The organism is Sphingomonas sp. (assembly GCF_013816785.1).
Taxonomy (GTDB): Bacteria; Pseudomonadota; Alphaproteobacteria; order Sphingomonadales; family Sphingomonadaceae; genus Sphingomicrobium.
The window spans coordinates 15,583-31,871 of sequence record NZ_JACDDV010000023.1; the positions used below are offsets into that span (position 1 = coordinate 15,583).

Genomic DNA, 16,289 nt, shown 5'->3' on the forward strand with positions numbered 1-16,289 from the left:
GCACCAAAGCCTTCGGCCCTTCTAAGGCGTTGACTTCGCGCCCCAAGCGGACCTAAGCGCCAAGGCAAGACGGCTGCACCGGCCCGAATTTCCATTCCCACCGCTGCGCCCCCGATTGTCGTCCCCTCCGCGGCGTCCTGCCGCGAGTCGAATTTCCAAATCCGTTTCCCCGAAAGAATTTTCGTATGCACTTGAAAGACCTCAAGCAAAAAACTCCAGCCGAACTCGTCGCACAAGCCGAGGAGATGGGCATCGAGGGTGCCTCGACCCTGCGCAAGCAGGATCTGATGTTCTCAATCCTCAAGGTCCGGGCTGAAAGCGGCGCGGAAATCATGGGCATGGGCACCATCGAAGTGCTGAACGACGGCTTCGGCTTTCTTCGCTCGCCAGAGGCCAATTACCTCGCCGGCCCGGACGATATTTATGTCGCGCCCAACCATGTGCGGCGCTTCGGCCTCAGGACCGGCGATACGGTCGAAGGAGAAATTCGCGCGCCCAAGGATGGCGAGCGCTATTTCGCGCTTACCAAAGTCAACATGATCAATTTCGACGAGCCCGACGCGGTTCGGCATCGCGTCAATTTCGACAATCTGACGCCGCTCTATCCGGACTCGAAGCTACGCCTCGACACGCTCGACCCGACGGTCAAGGACAAGTCGGCGCGGGTCATCGACATCGTCTCGCCATTGGGCAAGGGCCAGCGCGCGCTGATCGTCGCTCCGCCGCGTACCGGCAAGACCGTGCTGCTGCAGAACATCGCCAAGGCGATCACCGACAACCACCCCGAGGTATTCCTCATCGTGTTGCTGATCGACGAGCGGCCCGAGGAAGTCACCGACATGCAGCGCAGCGTCAACGGTGAGGTTGTTTCCTCGACGTTCGACGAGCCCGCTCAGCGCCACGTCCAGGTCGCCGAAATGGTGATCGAAAAGGCCAAGCGGCTGGTCGAGCACAAGAAGGACGTCGTCATCCTGCTCGATTCGATCACTCGCCTGGGCCGCGCCTACAACACCGTCGTTCCCTCGTCGGGTAAGGTGCTCACCGGCGGCGTCGACGCCAACGCGCTCCAGCGCCCGAAACGCTTTTTCGGTGCCGCGCGCAACATCGAGGAAGGCGGATCGCTGTCGATCATCGCCACCGCGCTGATCGATACGGGATCGAAGATGGACGAGGTCATCTTCGAAGAGTTCAAGGGCACCGGCAATTCTGAAATCGTGCTTGATCGCAAGGTCAGCGACAAGCGCATCTTCCCCTCGCTCGACGTCGGCAAGTCTGGCACCCGCAAGGAAGAATTGCTGGTTGAGCAGACGGTTCTATCGAAAATGTGGGTGCTGCGCCGAATCCTGATGCAGATGGGCACGATCGACGCAATGCAGTTCCTGCTCGACAAGATGAAGGACGCCAAGTCGAACGAGGATTTCTTCGCGTCGATGAATCAGTAAGCGGAGCGGGCAAGAGCGGCAGACTTCATGCGCGCCAAATTTGCCGCACGCGGCGGAGAACGATCGACCCCATGTTCAACTTCTCGGGCATTTTCACCGGCAGCGGGCTTGCCAACCTTGGGCAGATCATCATCGGCGACCTGACCATGGCCGGCGACAATGTCGTGATCATGGGCAGCTTGGCGTCGGGCTTGCCCGAAAAGGATCGCAAGAAGGTCCTGCTGTTCGGCGTCGGCATGGCGCTCATCTTTTTGATCGGTTTCGCGCTGGTGGCGACCCAGCTGCTCAAGATCACCGGCCTGGTCTTCGCCGGCGGCCTGCTACTGCTGTGGGTCGCCTACAATATGTTCCGCGAGATGCACCCGACGAAAGTGGTGGTGCGCGATGATCCCGACACACTCGAGATCGAGGGTCCACCGCCCACCAAGACACTGCTTCGGGCCGCCATCCAGATCATGATCGCGGACCTGAGCATGAGCCTCGACAACGTCCTGCTCGTCGCCTCGATTGCACGCGACAATCCGGCGCTACTGTTTGTCGGCTTGACCTTCTCGGTCTTGTTGATGGGCCTCGCGGCGAACTATGTCGCCCGGCTGATCCAGCGTCATCACTGGATCAGCTACATCGGCCTGGCGGTGATCCTCTATGTCTCGGCCAAGATGATCTACGAAGGCTGGATGGGCGGCGACCATGTGCTGGGGTTGAGGACGCTGCTTGGCCTGTAGTAGGCGCTGGCGATGGATTTCTCCTCCTTGTTCTCGCCCGAGACGCTGGCCGTCTTCTTCGAAATTCTTGTCATCGATGTCGTGCTGGCGGGCGACAATGCGATCGTCGTCGGCGCCTTGGCCGCCGGACTGCCCGCGGAGCAACGCAAGAAGGTCATCCTGATCGGCGTCGCCGCGGCGCTGGTACTGCGGATTGCCTTCGCACTGGTCGTCACCCAGTTGCTGCAAATCGTTGGCCTGATCCTCGCTGGCGGCCTCCTCCTTTTGTGGGTTGCTTGGAAAATGTGGCGCGAGCTGCACCATCAGGGTCAAAGTGCGGGATGTCCGGAAATCGAGGGAGGCGAGGCCAGCGGAATCAAGCCCGCGCGGACGTTCGCCAGCGCCGCCTGGGGCGTCGCGATCGCCGACGTCAGCATGAGCCTCGACAATGTCCTTGCCGTCGCCGGAGCGGCCAAAGATCATCCCCACATCCTCGTGTTCGGCCTGATCCTGTCGGTCATCCTGATGGGCATCGCCGCCAACTTCATCGCCCGCTATATCGAGCGCTATCGGTGGATCGGCTATGTTGGCCTTGCCGTAATTGTGTGGGTGGCCGGCAAGATGATTTGGGAAGGCTGGCACGACGTAGCGCCGCTGGTCGCCTGATGGCGACTTTCGACGACACCATTGTCGCCTTGTCGAGCGGTCGGCCGCCAGCGGCGGTAGCGGTCGTTCGCTCCAGCGGGCCACATGCCTTCGCGGCGGCCGAGCGGATTGCGGGCGATTTGCCGCCACCGCGCCAGGCGTCGTTGCGTCGCCTCATCGACCCCGCCGACGGCGCGCTGATCGACGAGGCATTGGTGCTTCGGTTCGACGCGCCGCACAGCGCGACGGGCGAGAATATTGTTGAATATCAATGCCATGGCGGACGAGCGACAGTCGACGCGCTGATTTCGATGCTGAGACGCGAGCCGGGTGTGCGGCTTGCCGAGCCGGGCGAATTCACCCGCCGCGCGCTGGCCAACGGCCGTATCGATCTGACCGAGGCCGAAGGGCTGGCCGACTTACTCGTCGCCGAGACCGAGCTTCAGCGCCGCTCGGCGGCGGCACGCGCGGGAGGGGCGCTGCGCCGCCGCCTGGACGAATGGCGCGAGCGATTGCTCGAGCTGGCGGCGCGGGCCGAAGTGGCCATCGATTATACCGATGAGCATGATGAAGGGATTGAGCAGGACTTGCGGCCCGAGATTGCGCAACTCGCCGCACAGATGGCCGGCCTGATCGATGCGCCGCGGGTGGAGCCGTTACGCGATGGCATCAGAGCCGTCATCGCCGGCCCCCCGAATGCCGGAAAATCGAGCTTAATCAATGCGCTAGCCCAGACCGAGCGGGCCATTGTGACGCCGATTTCCGGCACCACGCGCGATGTGATCGAGGTCCCCTTGGCCATCGGCGGCTTGCCGTTTGTGCTGGTCGACACTGCCGGGCTGCGGGACACCGACGACGCCGTGGAAGCTATTGGCGTCGCGCGCGCGCATCAGGAGAATCGGGCGGCAGACATACTTCTATGGCTCGGATCCGAATATGACGCTCCCAGCCGGCCGGGCTTGATACTGCTTCATGCCAAAGCTGACCTCGGCGGAGTGGCATCGGCGCGTGCGTTGGCGGTATCGACGGTCACGATGCAAGGGGTCGACGAGCTAATCAAGCGGTTGGTGGTCGAGGCGAAGTCGTTGCTGCCACAGCTCGATCAGATCGCCCTCGATCGCCGCCAGCATGACTTGCTTGCCGGCGCGAATGAGGCTCTCGGGCGCGCTGCCAATTTAAGGGACCATGTGTTGATTGCCGAGGAGCTTCGTACCGCGCGCGAAGCAATTGACCGCATCAGCGGGCGGGCCGGTGTCGAGGAACTCCTCGAAGCACTGTTCGCACGCTTCTGCCTGGGCAAATGATGTTTCACGTGAAACGCCGGCGTTGAAGAAAAGCGGCCCGGGCCTTAATGGCACGGGGATGTTTGATGTAATTATCGTCGGCGGCGGTCATGCCGGATGCGAAGCAGCCTGTGCGGCGGCGCGACGTGGCGCGCGGGTCGGTCTGGTTAGCTTTAGGGTGGCGGACATCGGTCAAATGTCCTGCAACCCCTCAATCGGTGGCGTTGGTAAGGGCCATCTAGTCCGTGAAATAGATGCACTCGGCGGAATCATGGCGCGCGCTGCCGACCGCGCAGCGATTCATCGCCGCATGCTCAACGCCAGCAAAGGTAGCGCCGTGCGCGGCCCGCGGGTCCAAGCCGACAGGCGTCTGTATCGGGAGGCAGTTCGCTCATTGGTCGCGGCGGCCGGCGTTAAACTGATCCAAGGCGAAGTTGTCGCTCTCATGCTGGACAGTGGCGCCGCCACGTCGCTGGCCATGGCTGATGGCAGCGAGTTTTCTGCCAGAGCCATCGTGCTGGCGACTGGAACTTTCCTCGGCGCCACGCTCTTTCGCGGCGAGGAAAGATGGGAGGGAGGCCGCGCTGGCGATTCAGCCTCTTCGATTCTGGGCAAACAGGTTAGCGAGCTCGGATTAGCGGAGGGCAGGTTGAAGACCGGGACGCCGCCGCGCCTTGATGGTCGGACGATCGACTGGGCGCGACTTCAGCCGCAACCGACCGACCGAGAGGCGTGGACGCTGGCTCTGGCGCCCAATCCCGAGCCACAGGCGCAGCTCGCTTGCGCCATCACGCGAACCAATGCGCGGTGTCATGACGTCATCCGCTCCGGGCTCGGCCGCTCTCCTTTATTCGCTGGCGCGATAGAGGGTAGGGGGCCGCGCTATTGCCCGTCGATAGAAGATAAGGTGCTGCGCTTCGGCGATCGCGAAGGTCATCAGATTTTCCTGGAGCCCGAGGGCCTCGATACTCACCTTGTCTATCCAAACGGAATCTCGACATCGCTACCGACTGATATTCAGCAGGCGCTTGTCAACAGCATTGACGGGCTGGAGCGTGCCGCCATCGTCCAGCCCGGCTACGCGGTCGAATATTCCTATGCCGACCCTCGCCGCCTCGGCCCGACCTTGGAACATCGCGAGGTTAGCGGACTGTTTTTCGCCGGGCAGATCAACGGCACGACCGGTTATGAGGAAGCCGGAGCGCAAGGTCTGGCGGCCGGGGCGAATGCCGCGGCTCTCGCGTGCGACCTTGCGTCGGTCCGGTTTGATCGCGCTCAAAGCTATGTTGGCGTGATGATTGACGATTTGACGCTCCAGGGCGCGAGCGAGCCTTACCGGATGCTTACCGCGCGCGCCGAGCATCGGCTTCACCTTCGCGCCGACAATGCCGTGGCTCGGCTCAGTCCGCTGGCGATCGAGGCGGGCCTGCTCGATGTTGAGCAGAAGCGCCTAATAGTGCAGCATCTGTGCGCCAAGACTAGTATGGCAGCGGCATTGAAAGAGACGGCGAGCGGCCGGGAGTTAGGGATCGAAGAGCCGGCACGCCGCCCGCTCTCGGAATGGGCGCGCCGGGCTGATCTTGCCGATGTGGTTGCGGGGCGCTTGCCCCGCTCGGCGGCGGCAGCCGAGGCGATCGACGACGCGGTTTACGCGCCCTATCTCGCACGACAGTCGGCCGAATTGGCCGCACGATTAAGAGATCGGACGACAGTCATTCCCGTCGAGTTCGATTATGCTGCGGTTGCGGGATTGTCAGCCGAGATGCGCGAGCGGCTCGGGCGGGCCGGTCCAGCAGACCTAGACCAGGCCGCCCGGGTGGAGGGCGTTACTCCGGCTGCACTGTCGGCACTTCATTTCGCACTTGCCAAGCAGGCGGCATGATCGAGCGGTTGGCGGCGCTGGCGGGTCGGGACGTTTCACGTGAAACATTTGAGCGCCTCCAGCGATACGCCGCCATGCTCGTCCGGGCAAATGAGCATCAAAACCTCATTTCCGCAGATAGCGTCGCGGCACTTTGGGGGCGCCATTTGTTGGACGGCGCGCAATTGCTCTCCTTGGCAAATCGATCGGGTCGCTGGGCCGACATCGGCAGCGGCGCAGGTTTGCCGGGCCTGGTCATCGCCATTCTCTCGGGAGAGCGGATGACCCTGATCGAGCCGCGCCGGCTACGTGCCGAATTCCTCAGGAGCGTAGTCCAGAACCTTGGCCTGATCGACGTGGATGTCACGGCCGCCAAGGCCAGTAAGGCGACAGGTTCGTTTGACCTGATCACCGCCCGGGCAGTGGGCAAGATCGACCAATTATTCACCATGACTCACCATTTATCCAGCCCCGGTACGCGCTGGATTCTGCCCAAGGGCGAATCGGCGAAATCGGAACTGGATGACGCGCGTCGAAACTGGCAGGGTAGCTTCCAGCTGGTGCCAAGCCAGACCCATCCCGCTGCGGCAATCGTGGTTGCCGACGGGGTCAGGCCGAAGAGGTGAGCATGATTCGCGTCGCGATTGCCAACCAGAAGGGGGGAGTGGGCAAGACCACGACTGCAATCAACCTCGCCACCGCACTGGCCGCGATCGGCTGGAAAGTGCTGCTGGCCGACCTCGATCCTCAGGGCAACGCTTCAACGGGCCTCGGTGTGGGTCAAGCCGCGCGCGAGCGGTCGAGCTACGACGTGCTGCTCGGACAGGCGAGCATTTCAGAGGCGGCGATGCCGACAAAGGTACCGCGGCTCGACTTGCTGCCGGCCACGGTCGATCTGTCTGGCGCCGAGGTTGAGCTGGTGGCGATGCCCGACCGGACGCACCGGCTTGCCCAGGCATTCGATGAGACACCACATGGGCGATGGGACATTTGCCTCCTCGATTGCCCGCCATCGCTGGGCTTGCTGACGGTCAATGCGCTGGTTGCATCGAGGCAGCTACTGGTCCCGCTCCAATGCGAGTTCTTCGCGCTTGAGGGGTTGAGTCAGTTGCTGCAAACGGTCGAGCGAATCCGGGTCGCGTTCAACCCCGAATTGTCTATCCTCGGGGTCGCGCTGACCATGTTCGACCGGCGCAACAATCTGTCGCAGCAGGTTGCCGAGGATGTCCGCGCCTGCCTTGGCCGTGCGGTGTTCGACACGGTGGTGCCACGCAACGTTCGCTTGTCGGAAGCGCCGAGCCATGGGCTTCCGGCGCTAATTTACGACCTCAAATGTCCCGGATCCGCAGCGTACATCAGCCTGGCTCGGGAAATTATGACCAGGCTGCCGCGACTGGCGGCGGAGGCGGCATGAAGAAGGCGGGGCTGGGCCGGGGGCTAAGCGCACTGATCGACGAATCGGTGCGGCCGGGCCGGACAATCAACGAACCGCGCGACCGCGGCGTGCTTGAAGTCGAGGTCGGGCGTATTCGCCCTAACCCTTTGCAACCGCGCAAAAGCTTCGACGAAGCTTCGCTGCGCGAATTGGCCGCGTCGATTACCGAGCGTGGAGTGCTGCAACCGATCTTGCTGCGCGAAGTCGATGACGGTTTCGAAATCGTCGCGGGGGAGCGCCGTTGGCGCGCCGCGCAACAGGCGAGCCTGCACCACATCCCGGCCATCGTGCGCGATTTCGACGAAGGCACCATCGCCGAGGTTGCCCTGATCGAAAATATTCAGCGCGAGAATCTAAACGCGATCGAAGAAGCCGATGGCTATCGGCAATTGATTGGCCGGCACGGCCACACGCAAGACGCGGTAGGCAAACTAGTCGGAAAATCGCGCAGCCATGTTGCCAATCTTCTGAGATTGCTCGATTTACCCGAGAGCGTGAAGCAATTGCTGATGCGAGGCGATATCAGCATGGGCCACGCCCGGGCGGTCCTTTCGGCCGATAAACCCGAAGAATTGGCCGCCGAGATCGTCGCCAAGGGGCTGTCGGTTCGGCAAGCGGAAGCGCTCGCCAGGCAAGTGCGGCCAGGTGCGGGGGCGGACATCGCCCGCGCCGCCGCGCGCACCGAGCGACGCCCAGTCGATGCCGATCTAGCGGCCTTGGAGCGTCAGCTTGGCGACCTGCTCGGTCTTCGCGTCAAGGTCGCGCACGGCAAAAGCGGGGGCACGGTGGCGCTTCACTACAGTAGTCTCGATCAACTCGACATGATCTGCCAGCGGCTGAGCGGAGAGCCCATTTAGGGTCGCGTCGGGCACGAGTCTAAATGGGCTCGCCGATGGTAGCCTCTAACGCCGGGCGGCCCTGGCCAGCGTCACAAACGTTTCGCCCAACGCCGCCTCATTCGATACCGGATTGAGCAAAATCTGCCGTTCGAGCACCGCCACCCGGCTGGCGGCTTCGCCCAACCGATTCGCCGACCAGTTAGAAAGCAACCGCTGAATCAACGATTTATCTTTCCAGAACAAAGCTTTGCCCAACGACGCCATGACGCCGTCGGCCCGTTCCCCGCGCTCAACTTGGGCGCGCAGCGGCGCCAGCATCAGTAGCCGGCGCTGCAGCGCGCGGAGCACCGGGATCGCCTCCGAGCCGCCATGCGGCAGGCGCGACAGCTCGTCGAGCAACTCATCCATCCTCCCAGCCAGCGCAAGGTCGCCCAACCGCATCAGATCGCCCTCGGCTGCGTCAGCGCCGAGCAGATCGACCGTGTCATGGCCCAATTCCTTGGGGTGCGCCGGGTCGGCGCCTAGGAACAGGGCAAACTTGGTCAGCTCCTGCGCGGCAATCGCCTGGTTGCTGTTGGCGGCGGCGGCGAGGCGTTGGGCGAGGTCGGGCGTGACGATGAGCCCGACCACGCTGGCGAGATCGATCACCACGCGCTCCATGTCGCGTCCCTCGGGGACATACGAGCAATGCGCCAGCGCCGCGGCATGCGATTCGGCTAGCTTGAGCAGCGTTGAGGTCTTGCGCAGCGGTCCGGCAAGGGCAATCACCGCGCTCTCGCTGGCTGGCGCTTCGAGCAGGGCGGTAACTCCATCGGCAATTTCGTCGCCCGCCGGCTCGATCCACAAAGCCCGCGTGCCGCCGAACAGGGCCATCGCCCCGGCCTCGTCAGCCAGAGCGGCAGGGTCGGATTTAACCGCTTGCCCAAGCACGATGAATTTTTCGGCATCGCCAAGCCCCTTGAGCAGGTGCAGGGCGAGCGCACGCGAGCCGGCTTCGTCGGGGCCATAAAACAGATAGAAGCGGATGGCCGGATCGGGCCGGTCAAGCGCGCGCGGAAAGCTGCCCTTGGCGGCCTTCATGACCCGGCGGGGCGGCGGCGGACGAATAGGCCTAGCCGCGCGACCATCTGATCGGCGACCACCGTTGACAGCCGCTCAAGCGCGCTCTGCTCGGCCGCGACGGTGGCATATTCGCTGCTGACCACGTCGATGCCGGCGTCAGAGCCGGCGGTGGCATCGAGCACGACCTGGCCGTTCGACAAGTCGACCAGTCGATAACGAGCGCGCAGCGTGCGTCGCTCCCGCGTGGCCGCGCTGTCACCGCGAATGCCGAACCCGGTCAAATCATCGTCGAGCTCAACCTCAAGCCGAAACGCCGGGGATCCAACCTCCCCGCCAAGCCGGTCGACCAGCGCATTGCGGATCAGCCAGCCGGCGCGCTCGGGGATCGGCGCGACCTGAATCGTCGACAGCCCGGTCGCCACCGCGCCCGACGACCCGCCCGAATAGAGCGGCTGCAATCCGCATGCCGACAGCATCATCAGGCCGAGCAGGAGGATGGGCGCGCGCTTCATGCGACGATATTGACCAGTCGGTCGGGAACCACAATCACCTTGCGCGGCGGATGGCCGCCGAGCTGCGCCTGCACCTTGGGCAGGGCCAGCGCGCGCGCCTCAAGATCCTTGCCGGGAAGGCCGCGCGGGGCGGTCAACGTCTCCCGCAGCTTGCCGTTGACCTGCACCGCGATGGTTACTTCGTCGTCGATCAGCAGCGCCGGGTCGTAGCTCGGCCAGGCGGCGTCGGCGATCATGTCGGCCTCCCCCCGCGCCGCCCAGGCTTCCTCGGCAAGGTGCGGCGCGCCCGGCGCGACGAGCAGCAGCAAGGCGCGGACCGCCTCGTCGCGCGTCGCCGATGGAGCTGCCTTCTCGATGGCGCTGGTCAACTCGTACAGTGCGGCGACCGACTTGTTGAATTGCAGCCCGTCGATCGCCTCGCCGACCGCGACGATGGCGCGGTGCAGCTTGCGCTTGAGCGGCATGTCCTCGCCGTCATTCCCGGCAGGCACCATCGCCAACCGCCACACCCGCTGGACGAAGCGCGATGCACCTTCGATCCCGCTTTCCGACCATTCGAGGTCGCGCTCTGGGGGGCTGTCGGATAACATGAACCAGCGCACCGCGTCGGCGCCGTAGCGGTCGAGGATGGGTTCCGGATCGACCGTATTCTTTTTCGACTTAGACATTTTCTCAACTCGACCGCGAATCACCGCCGCACCGCTCACGCGCTCGGTCAACGCGCCGCCCTCACCAACCTCGATGTCGGCCGGGTTGATCCAGCGGCCGTCGGGGCTGAGATAGGTTTCGTGGGTCACCATCCCCTGGGTGAACAACCCCTGGAACGGCTCCTTGACTGACAGCCGGCCAATCCGTTCGAGCGCGCGTGTCCAGAAGCGGGCATAGAGCAGGTGGAGGATGGCATGCTCGACGCCGCCGATATATTGGCCGACCGGCAGCCATTGCTCGGCCTCGACGCGATCGAATGGCGCATTGTCCGGCTGGCTGGCAAAGCGGATGAAATACCAGCTTGAATCGACAAAGGTGTCGAGCGTGTCGGTCTCGCGTCGGCCCGGCCCGCCGCACTTCGGGCAGTCGACCTTGCCCCAAGTCGGGTGGCGATCGAGCGGGTTGCCGGGCAAGTCGAACGCCACGTCTTCGGGCAGGACGACCGGCAATTGGCTGCGCGGAACCTCGACCGGTCCACACGCGTCGCAATGGATAATTGGGATCGGCGTGCCCCAATAGCGTTGCCGCGACACGCCCCAATCCCGCAGGCGGTATTGGGTCTTGCCTCGTCCCCAGCCGGCGGTCTCGGCGCGCTTGATGACCTCGGCGCTCGCCTCGGCGCTGGTCAGTCCGTCGAGGAATTGCGAATTGACTGCGATCCCGGGCCCGGTTTCGGCTTCGATCACCGGTGCGCTGGCGCTCTCGGCCTCGCCCGCCACAACACGGCGGATCGGCAGGCGATATTTGGTCGCGAACTCATAGTCGCGCGCATCGTGCGCCGGGACTCCGAACAGCGCGCCGGCGCCATAGTCCATCAGCACGAAATTCGCGATCCACACCGGAAGGCGCGAGCTGGGGTCGAGCGGGTGAACCACCTCGAGGCCGGTATCGAACCCCAGCTTTTCGGCGGTCTCGATCTCGGCCGCGGTCGTCCCGCCCTGGCGCGCCGTGGCGATAAATTCGGCGGCCTCGTCATTGTCGGCCGCAAGCGCCTCAGCGATCGGGTGGTCCGGCGCGATTGCGACGAAGCTGGCTCCGAAGATCGTATCCGGCCGCGTGGTGAATACGTCGACGTCGCTGGTTCCGCCCGGCGGAGTGCCGACGAGGCGAAAACAGAATTGTAGACCGCGGCTTTTGCCGATCCAGTTCTCCTGCATCAGCCGGACCTTGTCTGGCCATTGGTCGAGGCTATCGAGCCCTTCGAGCAATTCCTCGGCGAAGTCGGTAATCCTCAGAAACCATTGCGACAGCTTGCGCCGCTCGACCGGTGCGCCTGACCGCCAGCCCTTGCCGTCGATCACCTGCTCATTGGCCAACACGGTCATGTCGACCGGGTCCCAGTTGACCTCGCTCGCCTTGCGGAACACCAGGCCGGCATCCATCAGGTCGAGGAACAGCGCCTGCTCATGGCCGTAGTAATCGGGCTCACAGGTGGCGAGTTCGCGGCTCCAGTCGAGCGCGAAGCCGATTCGCTTCAACTGCCCGCGCATCGCCGCAATATTCTCGCGCGTCCAGGTGCCTGGATGGACCTTCTGCTCCATCGCCGCATTCTCGGCCGGCATGCCGAACGCGTCCCAACCCATTGGATGGAGCACTTCATGCCCCTGCATCCGGCGGAAGCGGGCGAGCACGTCGCCCATGGTATAGTTGCGGACATGGCCCATGTGGATGCGCCCCGACGGATAGGGGAACATCTCGAGCACATAGGATTTGGGCTTGGCGCTCTGGCTATCGGCGATAAAGCTTCCGGCTTCCTCCCAGCGCTGCTGCCAGCGCCGGTCGGCAACCGCCGGGTCGAAGCGGTCGGTCATGGCGAGCCGATCTTAGCCGCCGACGGTGGTGCGGCGAAGGTCGCGAGCGCGAGTCAGGATGATGTCTTCGAGCTTCTGCACGGTCGCCGCCGCGACCGGGGCGTCGACCCACGCGCCATTCTGGTTGACCTGACGGCTGGCGGCGACGCGCAAGGCATCGGCGCGCAGATCCTGGTCGATGATCGAGACCGTCAGCTTGACCCGTTCGCCGGGGGTCGCGGGGCGTGCGTACCAGTCGGTGACAATGACGCCTCCGTTCGAATCCGCGGTGATCAGCGGAGCAAACGACAGCGTGTCGACCGCGGCGCGCCACAAATAGCTGTTGACCCCGATCGAGGTCATCCGCGACGGGGCGAGCTGGGTCGGCAGGTCGCGATTCCTGGCGCACCCGCCAAGGGCGACGCCGGCGGCGATCAAAACGGCAATGGTCGAGGTCAGGCGGGGCATAATGTCTCTCATGCGAAAAGGGGCGTCGTCTTAGGGCGTTATAGATGCTCACCCGGTGGCGGCAAGCGACAGAATGTGCCGCGGGGGGACGGAATTTGTGGACTCTCGGTAACAGCAAGCGGCTGAATCGACTCCAGTCATGGAACTGTCAGCTTCGCGAAGCTATATCCCATGTGAACGGGAGGAATGTAGGCGCGTGCTCAACGGGGCGTTCAGGACTGGAGGCAAGACGGCGCTGATGCTTGCGGCCGCTTCGCTGGTGTTGTTTCCGGCGATTGGGCTGGCTGCCGGCGCGAAGAATCGCCCGCCCGCCATCTCGTTGAGTTTCGACCGGATTTCGACCTTTACCCCGGCTTCGGCCGACCCGCGCCTGGCCGCCTTGTTCGCCGGCCGCGAGCTTTCGACGACCGATCTCAAATTCACCCCGGCGGCCGCCAAGGGCCGCCCCTCGCAGCTACGACTCGCCATTCGCGCGCGCGGCGCGCCGACTCCGGCGCGGCCGGTCGAAGTGGCGGTCGCTTCGCCGGCCAGCGGCCTGGCTCCGGCGCAATATGACCTCGGCGTCGGCGTTGGCTGGAAACGCTTCGCCATCGCCGGCGATGTATCGCGGTCGAAAAGCCCCGACCCCGTGCTCGGAACGCGCGACGCGGCGATCGTCGGCGTCAGCTACAATCTGAAGAAATTCACCGGCCGAGTCGCCGTCGCTGGCGAGCGCAACGAGAGTCGCGTCGCCTCGCTGACCCGGCCCGACAGCGTGGCGGTCGATGTCGGCGGCTCCTACAACATCAGCCGGAACATCGCGCTGACCGGCGGTGTGCGCTACAAGGTCGAACGCGACCAGATCCCGGCGCTGGCCGACGATCGCCGCGACAGTAAGTCGGTCTACGTCGGCACCGCCTTCAGATTCTAATTTCGCAAACGGCCCGGGCAACTTTCACGATCCGCGGCGCTGGCAGGGCGGGACGCGCTTACCTATAGCACCCGCCATGAGCGACGCAGCAACCCGCCTCGATACTGTTCGCGCCGAGATCGTCCGCGCCGCCCGCGCCGCGCGACGCGATCCCGCGGACGTGACGCTGATCGCGGTGTCGAAGCGGCGCAGCGGTGATGAGATCGAGGCACTGATCGACGCCGGAATGCGCGACTTCGGCGAGAATCGCGTCGCCGAAGCCAGCGAGAAATGGCCGGCGCTTCTCGCTTCTCGCCCGGACCTGCGCCTGCACATGATCGGGCAACTTCAATCCAACAAAGCGGGCGAGGCGGTGGCGCTGTTCGATACGATCCATTCGCTCGATCGGGCGTCCCTGCTGGCCGCGCTAGTTGCCGCTGGCGAGAAGGCGGGGCGATTTCCCTCGGTTTATGTTCAGGTCAACGTCGGTGAGGAGGAGCAAAAGGGCGGGGCGTCGATGGCGGACCTTCCGGCGCTGATCGGGGCGGTCCGTGCCAGCCCGCTTCCGCTGGCGGGCCTGATGGCGATGCCCCCCCAGGGAGTCGAAGCCGGCCCTTATTTCGCGTTGCTTGCCAAGCTGGCGGGACGTCATGGCGTCGCCGGCCTCAGCATGGGCATGTCGAGCGATTATCCCGCTGCGGTCATGCTTGGCGCGACGGCGGTGCGTATCGGCAGCGCGCTGTTCGACTAATCGAGGTGGCCGCTCTTGCGGCGCTTGGTGGCGAGATAGTCGGCATTGTGCGGGTTAGCCGGCATGTGGTGCGCGACGCGCCCAACGACGGCAATTCCCTCGCGCTCCAGCCCTTCGACCTTGGCCGGATTGTTGGTTAGCAGCCGGACTTGGTCGATGCCCAGCGCGCGCAGCATGGCCGCGGCCGCGCCATAGTCGCGCTCGTCGTCCGCAAAGCCCAGGCGGCGGTTGGCATCGACCGTGTCGAGCCCTCGATCCTGCAGCGCATAGGCGCGCAGCTTGTTGGGCAGGCCTATTCCCCGGCCCTCTTGGCGAAGATAGAGCAGCAGCCCACCGCCCTCGGCGGCGAGCAGGCGAAGCGCCTCCTGCAGTTGCGGGCCGCAGTCGCATTTGAGGCTGCCGAACACGTCGCCGGTCAGGCATTCGCTATGCAGGCGAATCAGCGGCGGCTGGCCACCGAAGGCGCCGATCAGCAGCGCGACATGATCCTCGCCGCTGGCCGCGTCGCGGAAGGATATCATCTGGCTGAGCGGCAGGTCGCGGATCGGGATCGCCGCGCGCGCGACGATAATGGCCCGCGGCTTCCGATCGAGCGCGGCGGGATCGAGTGTCGCCGTTGGCTCGACCTGACCATCGAGCAGCCACAGCGCCGGGAGCAATCCGGCAAGACGGGCAAGGGTCAACGCTACGCTTGCCTCGGAGGGGAGGGCCAGCGCGCCCAACGGCCCGATCGGCCCGCGGTCCAGGTCACGGCCTGGATCCGCAAGCGCCATGGCTTCGTCCTGCCCCAGCCAGTCGGGCCGAGCGATGTGCGCCGGCTCATCTTCGTCGGCGGCGTTGCGCAAGTTGCCGAGGCCGAGTGCGGCCGCGCGGCTCCCGCTGAGCAGCAGCGTCGCGCAGTGGTCGGGGTCCGCCAATGCGAGCATCGCCGATGTTGCGGTTTCGAGGGCGAGGAGATCGAGGCCGCCGAGCCGCACCGGCCGCCCGGCGCGGAGCGCGGCAATGGCGCGGGCGAGAGGCTCGGCTTCGCTCACACCTCGAGCTCGAGGATCAGCGGAACATGGTCCGACGGCCGTTCCCAACCGCGGCACGGCTCGAGCACTCGGTGGCTGGTGACCTGCGCCGCGAGCGCCGGACTGGCCCACATATGGTCAAGGCGCCGACCGCGGTCGCTCGCCGCCCAATCGATCGCGCGGTAGCTCCACCAGGTGAAGTTGCGATCCGGCGCGGGGATCAGGCGGCGGCCGAGATCGACCCAGTCATGGGCCTGGCGCAGCCGCTCGAGCGTCTCGACCTCGATCGGCGTGTGGCTAACCACGTCGAGCAGCGCCTTGTGGCTCCATACGTCGCATTCGAGCGGCGCGATGTTGAAGTCGCCGACGATCAAAGTCGGCTCAGCCAACTTTTCCGACCATCGCGTCATCCGCTCGATGAAGTCGAGCTTCTGGCCGAACTTGGGGTTGACGGTCCGGTCGGGCACGTCGCCGCCGGCCGGAACATAGACATTTTCCAGCCGGATGCCGCAATCGAGCTGCGCGCCGACATGGCGTGCCTCGCCATTGTCCTGCCAATCGTGACGGCCGCTGTCGTGGAGCGGCAATCGCGACAGAATGGCAACGCCGTGGTGCATCTTCTGACCATTCAACTCATGATGCACATAGCCGCGCGAATGGAACATGCCGGCGGGGAAGACGACATCCAGCGCCTTGGTCTCTTGGAGGCAAAGGATGTCCGGCTGCTCCTCGTCGAGCAGCCGCTCGACAATGCCGGCCCGGGCGCGAACCGAATTAATGTTCCAGCTGGCGATCTTGAGATTGGTCACGCTCAGTTCTGTAGCGCGCTATGCGGCTGTGTGAAGGAGGGCCTTTCCGTATCTGTCCGCCCCGGGACAGATACGGAA

At 64.7% G+C, this 16,289-nt stretch carries 16 protein-coding genes; 10 read left to right on the top strand and 6 right to left on the bottom strand.

Annotated elements, in window-relative coordinates:
- The first annotated feature begins 185 nt into the window (after positions 1-185).
- From rho to H0W65_RS06595, 8 genes are all read left to right on the top strand, one after another.
- Positions 186-1,442: a transcription termination factor Rho gene (gene rho, locus H0W65_RS06560; RefSeq protein ID WP_294005504.1), complete on the top strand. Its 1,257-nt coding sequence runs from the start codon at positions 186-188 to the stop codon at positions 1,440-1,442.
- Between the two features lie 71 nt (positions 1,443-1,513).
- Positions 1,514-2,167, top strand: coding sequence for a YjbE family putative metal transport protein (locus H0W65_RS06565; RefSeq protein WP_294005507.1), 654 nt, complete (start codon positions 1,514-1,516; stop codon positions 2,165-2,167).
- Positions 2,168-2,179: 12 nt separating this feature from the next.
- On the top strand, positions 2,180-2,812 hold the full coding sequence (locus tag H0W65_RS06570; protein WP_294005510.1) for a TerC family protein: 633 nt from the start codon (positions 2,180-2,182) through the stop codon (positions 2,810-2,812).
- Positions 2,812-4,095, top strand: a complete 1,284-nt coding sequence (gene mnmE, locus H0W65_RS06575) for a tRNA uridine-5-carboxymethylaminomethyl(34) synthesis GTPase MnmE (protein ID WP_294005513.1) — start codon at positions 2,812-2,814, stop codon at positions 4,093-4,095. The genes H0W65_RS06570 and mnmE overlap by 1 nt, the downstream gene beginning before the upstream one ends.
- 58 nt (positions 4,096-4,153) lie before the next feature.
- Positions 4,154-5,956, top strand: a complete 1,803-nt coding sequence (gene mnmG / locus H0W65_RS06580; protein WP_294005515.1) for a tRNA uridine-5-carboxymethylaminomethyl(34) synthesis enzyme MnmG — start codon at positions 4,154-4,156, stop codon at positions 5,954-5,956.
- Positions 5,953-6,561, top strand: a complete 609-nt coding sequence (gene rsmG / locus H0W65_RS06585; RefSeq protein ID WP_294005518.1) for a 16S rRNA (guanine(527)-N(7))-methyltransferase RsmG — start codon at positions 5,953-5,955, stop codon at positions 6,559-6,561. The genes mnmG and rsmG overlap by 4 nt, the downstream gene beginning before the upstream one ends.
- Positions 6,562-6,563: 2 nt before the next feature.
- Positions 6,564-7,349, top strand: coding sequence for a ParA family protein (locus H0W65_RS06590; RefSeq protein ID WP_294005544.1), 786 nt, complete (start codon positions 6,564-6,566; stop codon positions 7,347-7,349).
- Positions 7,346-8,227, top strand: coding sequence for a ParB/RepB/Spo0J family partition protein (locus H0W65_RS06595; protein WP_294005521.1), 882 nt, complete (start codon positions 7,346-7,348; stop codon positions 8,225-8,227). The genes H0W65_RS06590 and H0W65_RS06595 overlap by 4 nt, the downstream gene beginning before the upstream one ends.
- A 45-nt stretch (positions 8,228-8,272) precedes the next feature.
- Here the strand turns inward: H0W65_RS06595 and holA are convergent, their stop codons facing one another.
- The 4 genes from holA to H0W65_RS06615 are packed head-to-tail and all read right to left on the bottom strand — an operon-like array spanning position 8,273 to position 12,749.
- Positions 8,273-9,289 carry a DNA polymerase III subunit delta gene (gene holA, locus H0W65_RS06600; RefSeq protein WP_294005523.1) on the bottom strand — a complete coding sequence of 339 codons (1,017 nt, stop codon included), beginning with the start codon at positions 9,287-9,289 and terminating at the stop codon, positions 8,273-8,275.
- Positions 9,286-9,783 (bottom strand): LPS assembly lipoprotein LptE, encoded by a 498-nt coding sequence (lptE, locus tag H0W65_RS06605; RefSeq protein ID WP_294005525.1) that lies wholly within the window; start codon positions 9,781-9,783, stop codon positions 9,286-9,288. The genes holA and lptE overlap by 4 nt, the downstream gene beginning before the upstream one ends.
- Positions 9,780-12,302 carry a leucine--tRNA ligase gene (gene leuS / locus H0W65_RS06610; RefSeq protein ID WP_294005528.1) on the bottom strand — a complete coding sequence of 841 codons (2,523 nt, stop codon included), beginning with the start codon at positions 12,300-12,302 and terminating at the stop codon, positions 9,780-9,782. Before leuS ends, lptE begins: the two co-directional genes overlap by 4 nt.
- Before the next feature lie 12 nt (positions 12,303-12,314).
- Positions 12,315-12,749, bottom strand: a complete 435-nt coding sequence (locus H0W65_RS06615; RefSeq protein WP_294005531.1) for a DUF3576 domain-containing protein — start codon at positions 12,747-12,749, stop codon at positions 12,315-12,317.
- Positions 12,750-12,945: 196 nt separating this feature from the next.
- On the opposite strand from H0W65_RS06615, the gene H0W65_RS06620 reads away from it, so the two are divergent.
- Both H0W65_RS06620 and H0W65_RS06625 read left to right on the top strand, forming a co-directional pair.
- Positions 12,946-13,659 (top strand): hypothetical protein, encoded by a 714-nt coding sequence (locus H0W65_RS06620; RefSeq protein WP_294005534.1) that lies wholly within the window; start codon positions 12,946-12,948, stop codon positions 13,657-13,659.
- Between the two features lie 76 nt (positions 13,660-13,735).
- Positions 13,736-14,389 (top strand): YggS family pyridoxal phosphate-dependent enzyme, encoded by a 654-nt coding sequence (locus H0W65_RS06625; protein ID WP_294005536.1) that lies wholly within the window; start codon positions 13,736-13,738, stop codon positions 14,387-14,389.
- Here H0W65_RS06625 and ribA read toward each other — a convergent pair.
- Both ribA and H0W65_RS06635 read right to left on the bottom strand, forming a co-directional pair.
- Positions 14,386-15,423: a GTP cyclohydrolase II gene (gene ribA, locus H0W65_RS06630; protein ID WP_294005539.1), complete on the bottom strand. Its 1,038-nt coding sequence runs from the start codon at positions 15,421-15,423 to the stop codon at positions 14,386-14,388. The genes H0W65_RS06625 and ribA overlap by 4 nt on opposite strands.
- Positions 15,420-16,217, bottom strand: a complete 798-nt coding sequence (locus tag H0W65_RS06635; RefSeq protein ID WP_294005546.1) for an exodeoxyribonuclease III — start codon at positions 16,215-16,217, stop codon at positions 15,420-15,422. Before H0W65_RS06635 ends, ribA begins: the two co-directional genes overlap by 4 nt.
- Positions 16,218-16,289 lie beyond the last annotated feature (72 nt).

Bases quoted from the DNA above. Each gene is read 5' to 3' on its own strand.
- mnmG (WP_294005515.1), top strand. From the start codon at position 4,154: ATGTTTGATGTAATTATCGTCGGCGGCGGTCATGCCGGATGCGAAGCA.
- rho (WP_294005504.1), top strand. From the start codon at position 186: ATGCACTTGAAAGACCTCAAGCAAAAAACTCCAGCCGAACTCGTCGCA.
- H0W65_RS06595 (WP_294005521.1), top strand. From the start codon at position 7,346: ATGAAGAAGGCGGGGCTGGGCCGGGGGCTAAGCGCACTGATCGACGAA.
- H0W65_RS06615 (WP_294005531.1), bottom strand. From the start codon at position 12,749: ATGCCCCGCCTGACCTCGACCATTGCCGTTTTGATCGCCGCCGGCGTC.
- lptE (WP_294005525.1), bottom strand. From the start codon at position 9,783: ATGAAGCGCGCGCCCATCCTCCTGCTCGGCCTGATGATGCTGTCGGCA.
- H0W65_RS06570 (WP_294005510.1), top strand. From the start codon at position 2,180: ATGGATTTCTCCTCCTTGTTCTCGCCCGAGACGCTGGCCGTCTTCTTC.
- H0W65_RS06625 (WP_294005536.1), top strand. From the start codon at position 13,736: ATGAGCGACGCAGCAACCCGCCTCGATACTGTTCGCGCCGAGATCGTC.
- rsmG (WP_294005518.1), top strand. From the start codon at position 5,953: ATGATCGAGCGGTTGGCGGCGCTGGCGGGTCGGGACGTTTCACGTGAA.
- holA (WP_294005523.1), bottom strand. From the start codon at position 9,289: ATGAAGGCCGCCAAGGGCAGCTTTCCGCGCGCGCTTGACCGGCCCGAT.
- H0W65_RS06565 (WP_294005507.1), top strand. From the start codon at position 1,514: ATGTTCAACTTCTCGGGCATTTTCACCGGCAGCGGGCTTGCCAACCTT.
- leuS (WP_294005528.1), bottom strand. From the start codon at position 12,302: ATGACCGACCGCTTCGACCCGGCGGTTGCCGACCGGCGCTGGCAGCAG.
- H0W65_RS06590 (WP_294005544.1), top strand. From the start codon at position 6,564: ATGATTCGCGTCGCGATTGCCAACCAGAAGGGGGGAGTGGGCAAGACC.
- mnmE (WP_294005513.1), top strand. From the start codon at position 2,812: ATGGCGACTTTCGACGACACCATTGTCGCCTTGTCGAGCGGTCGGCCG.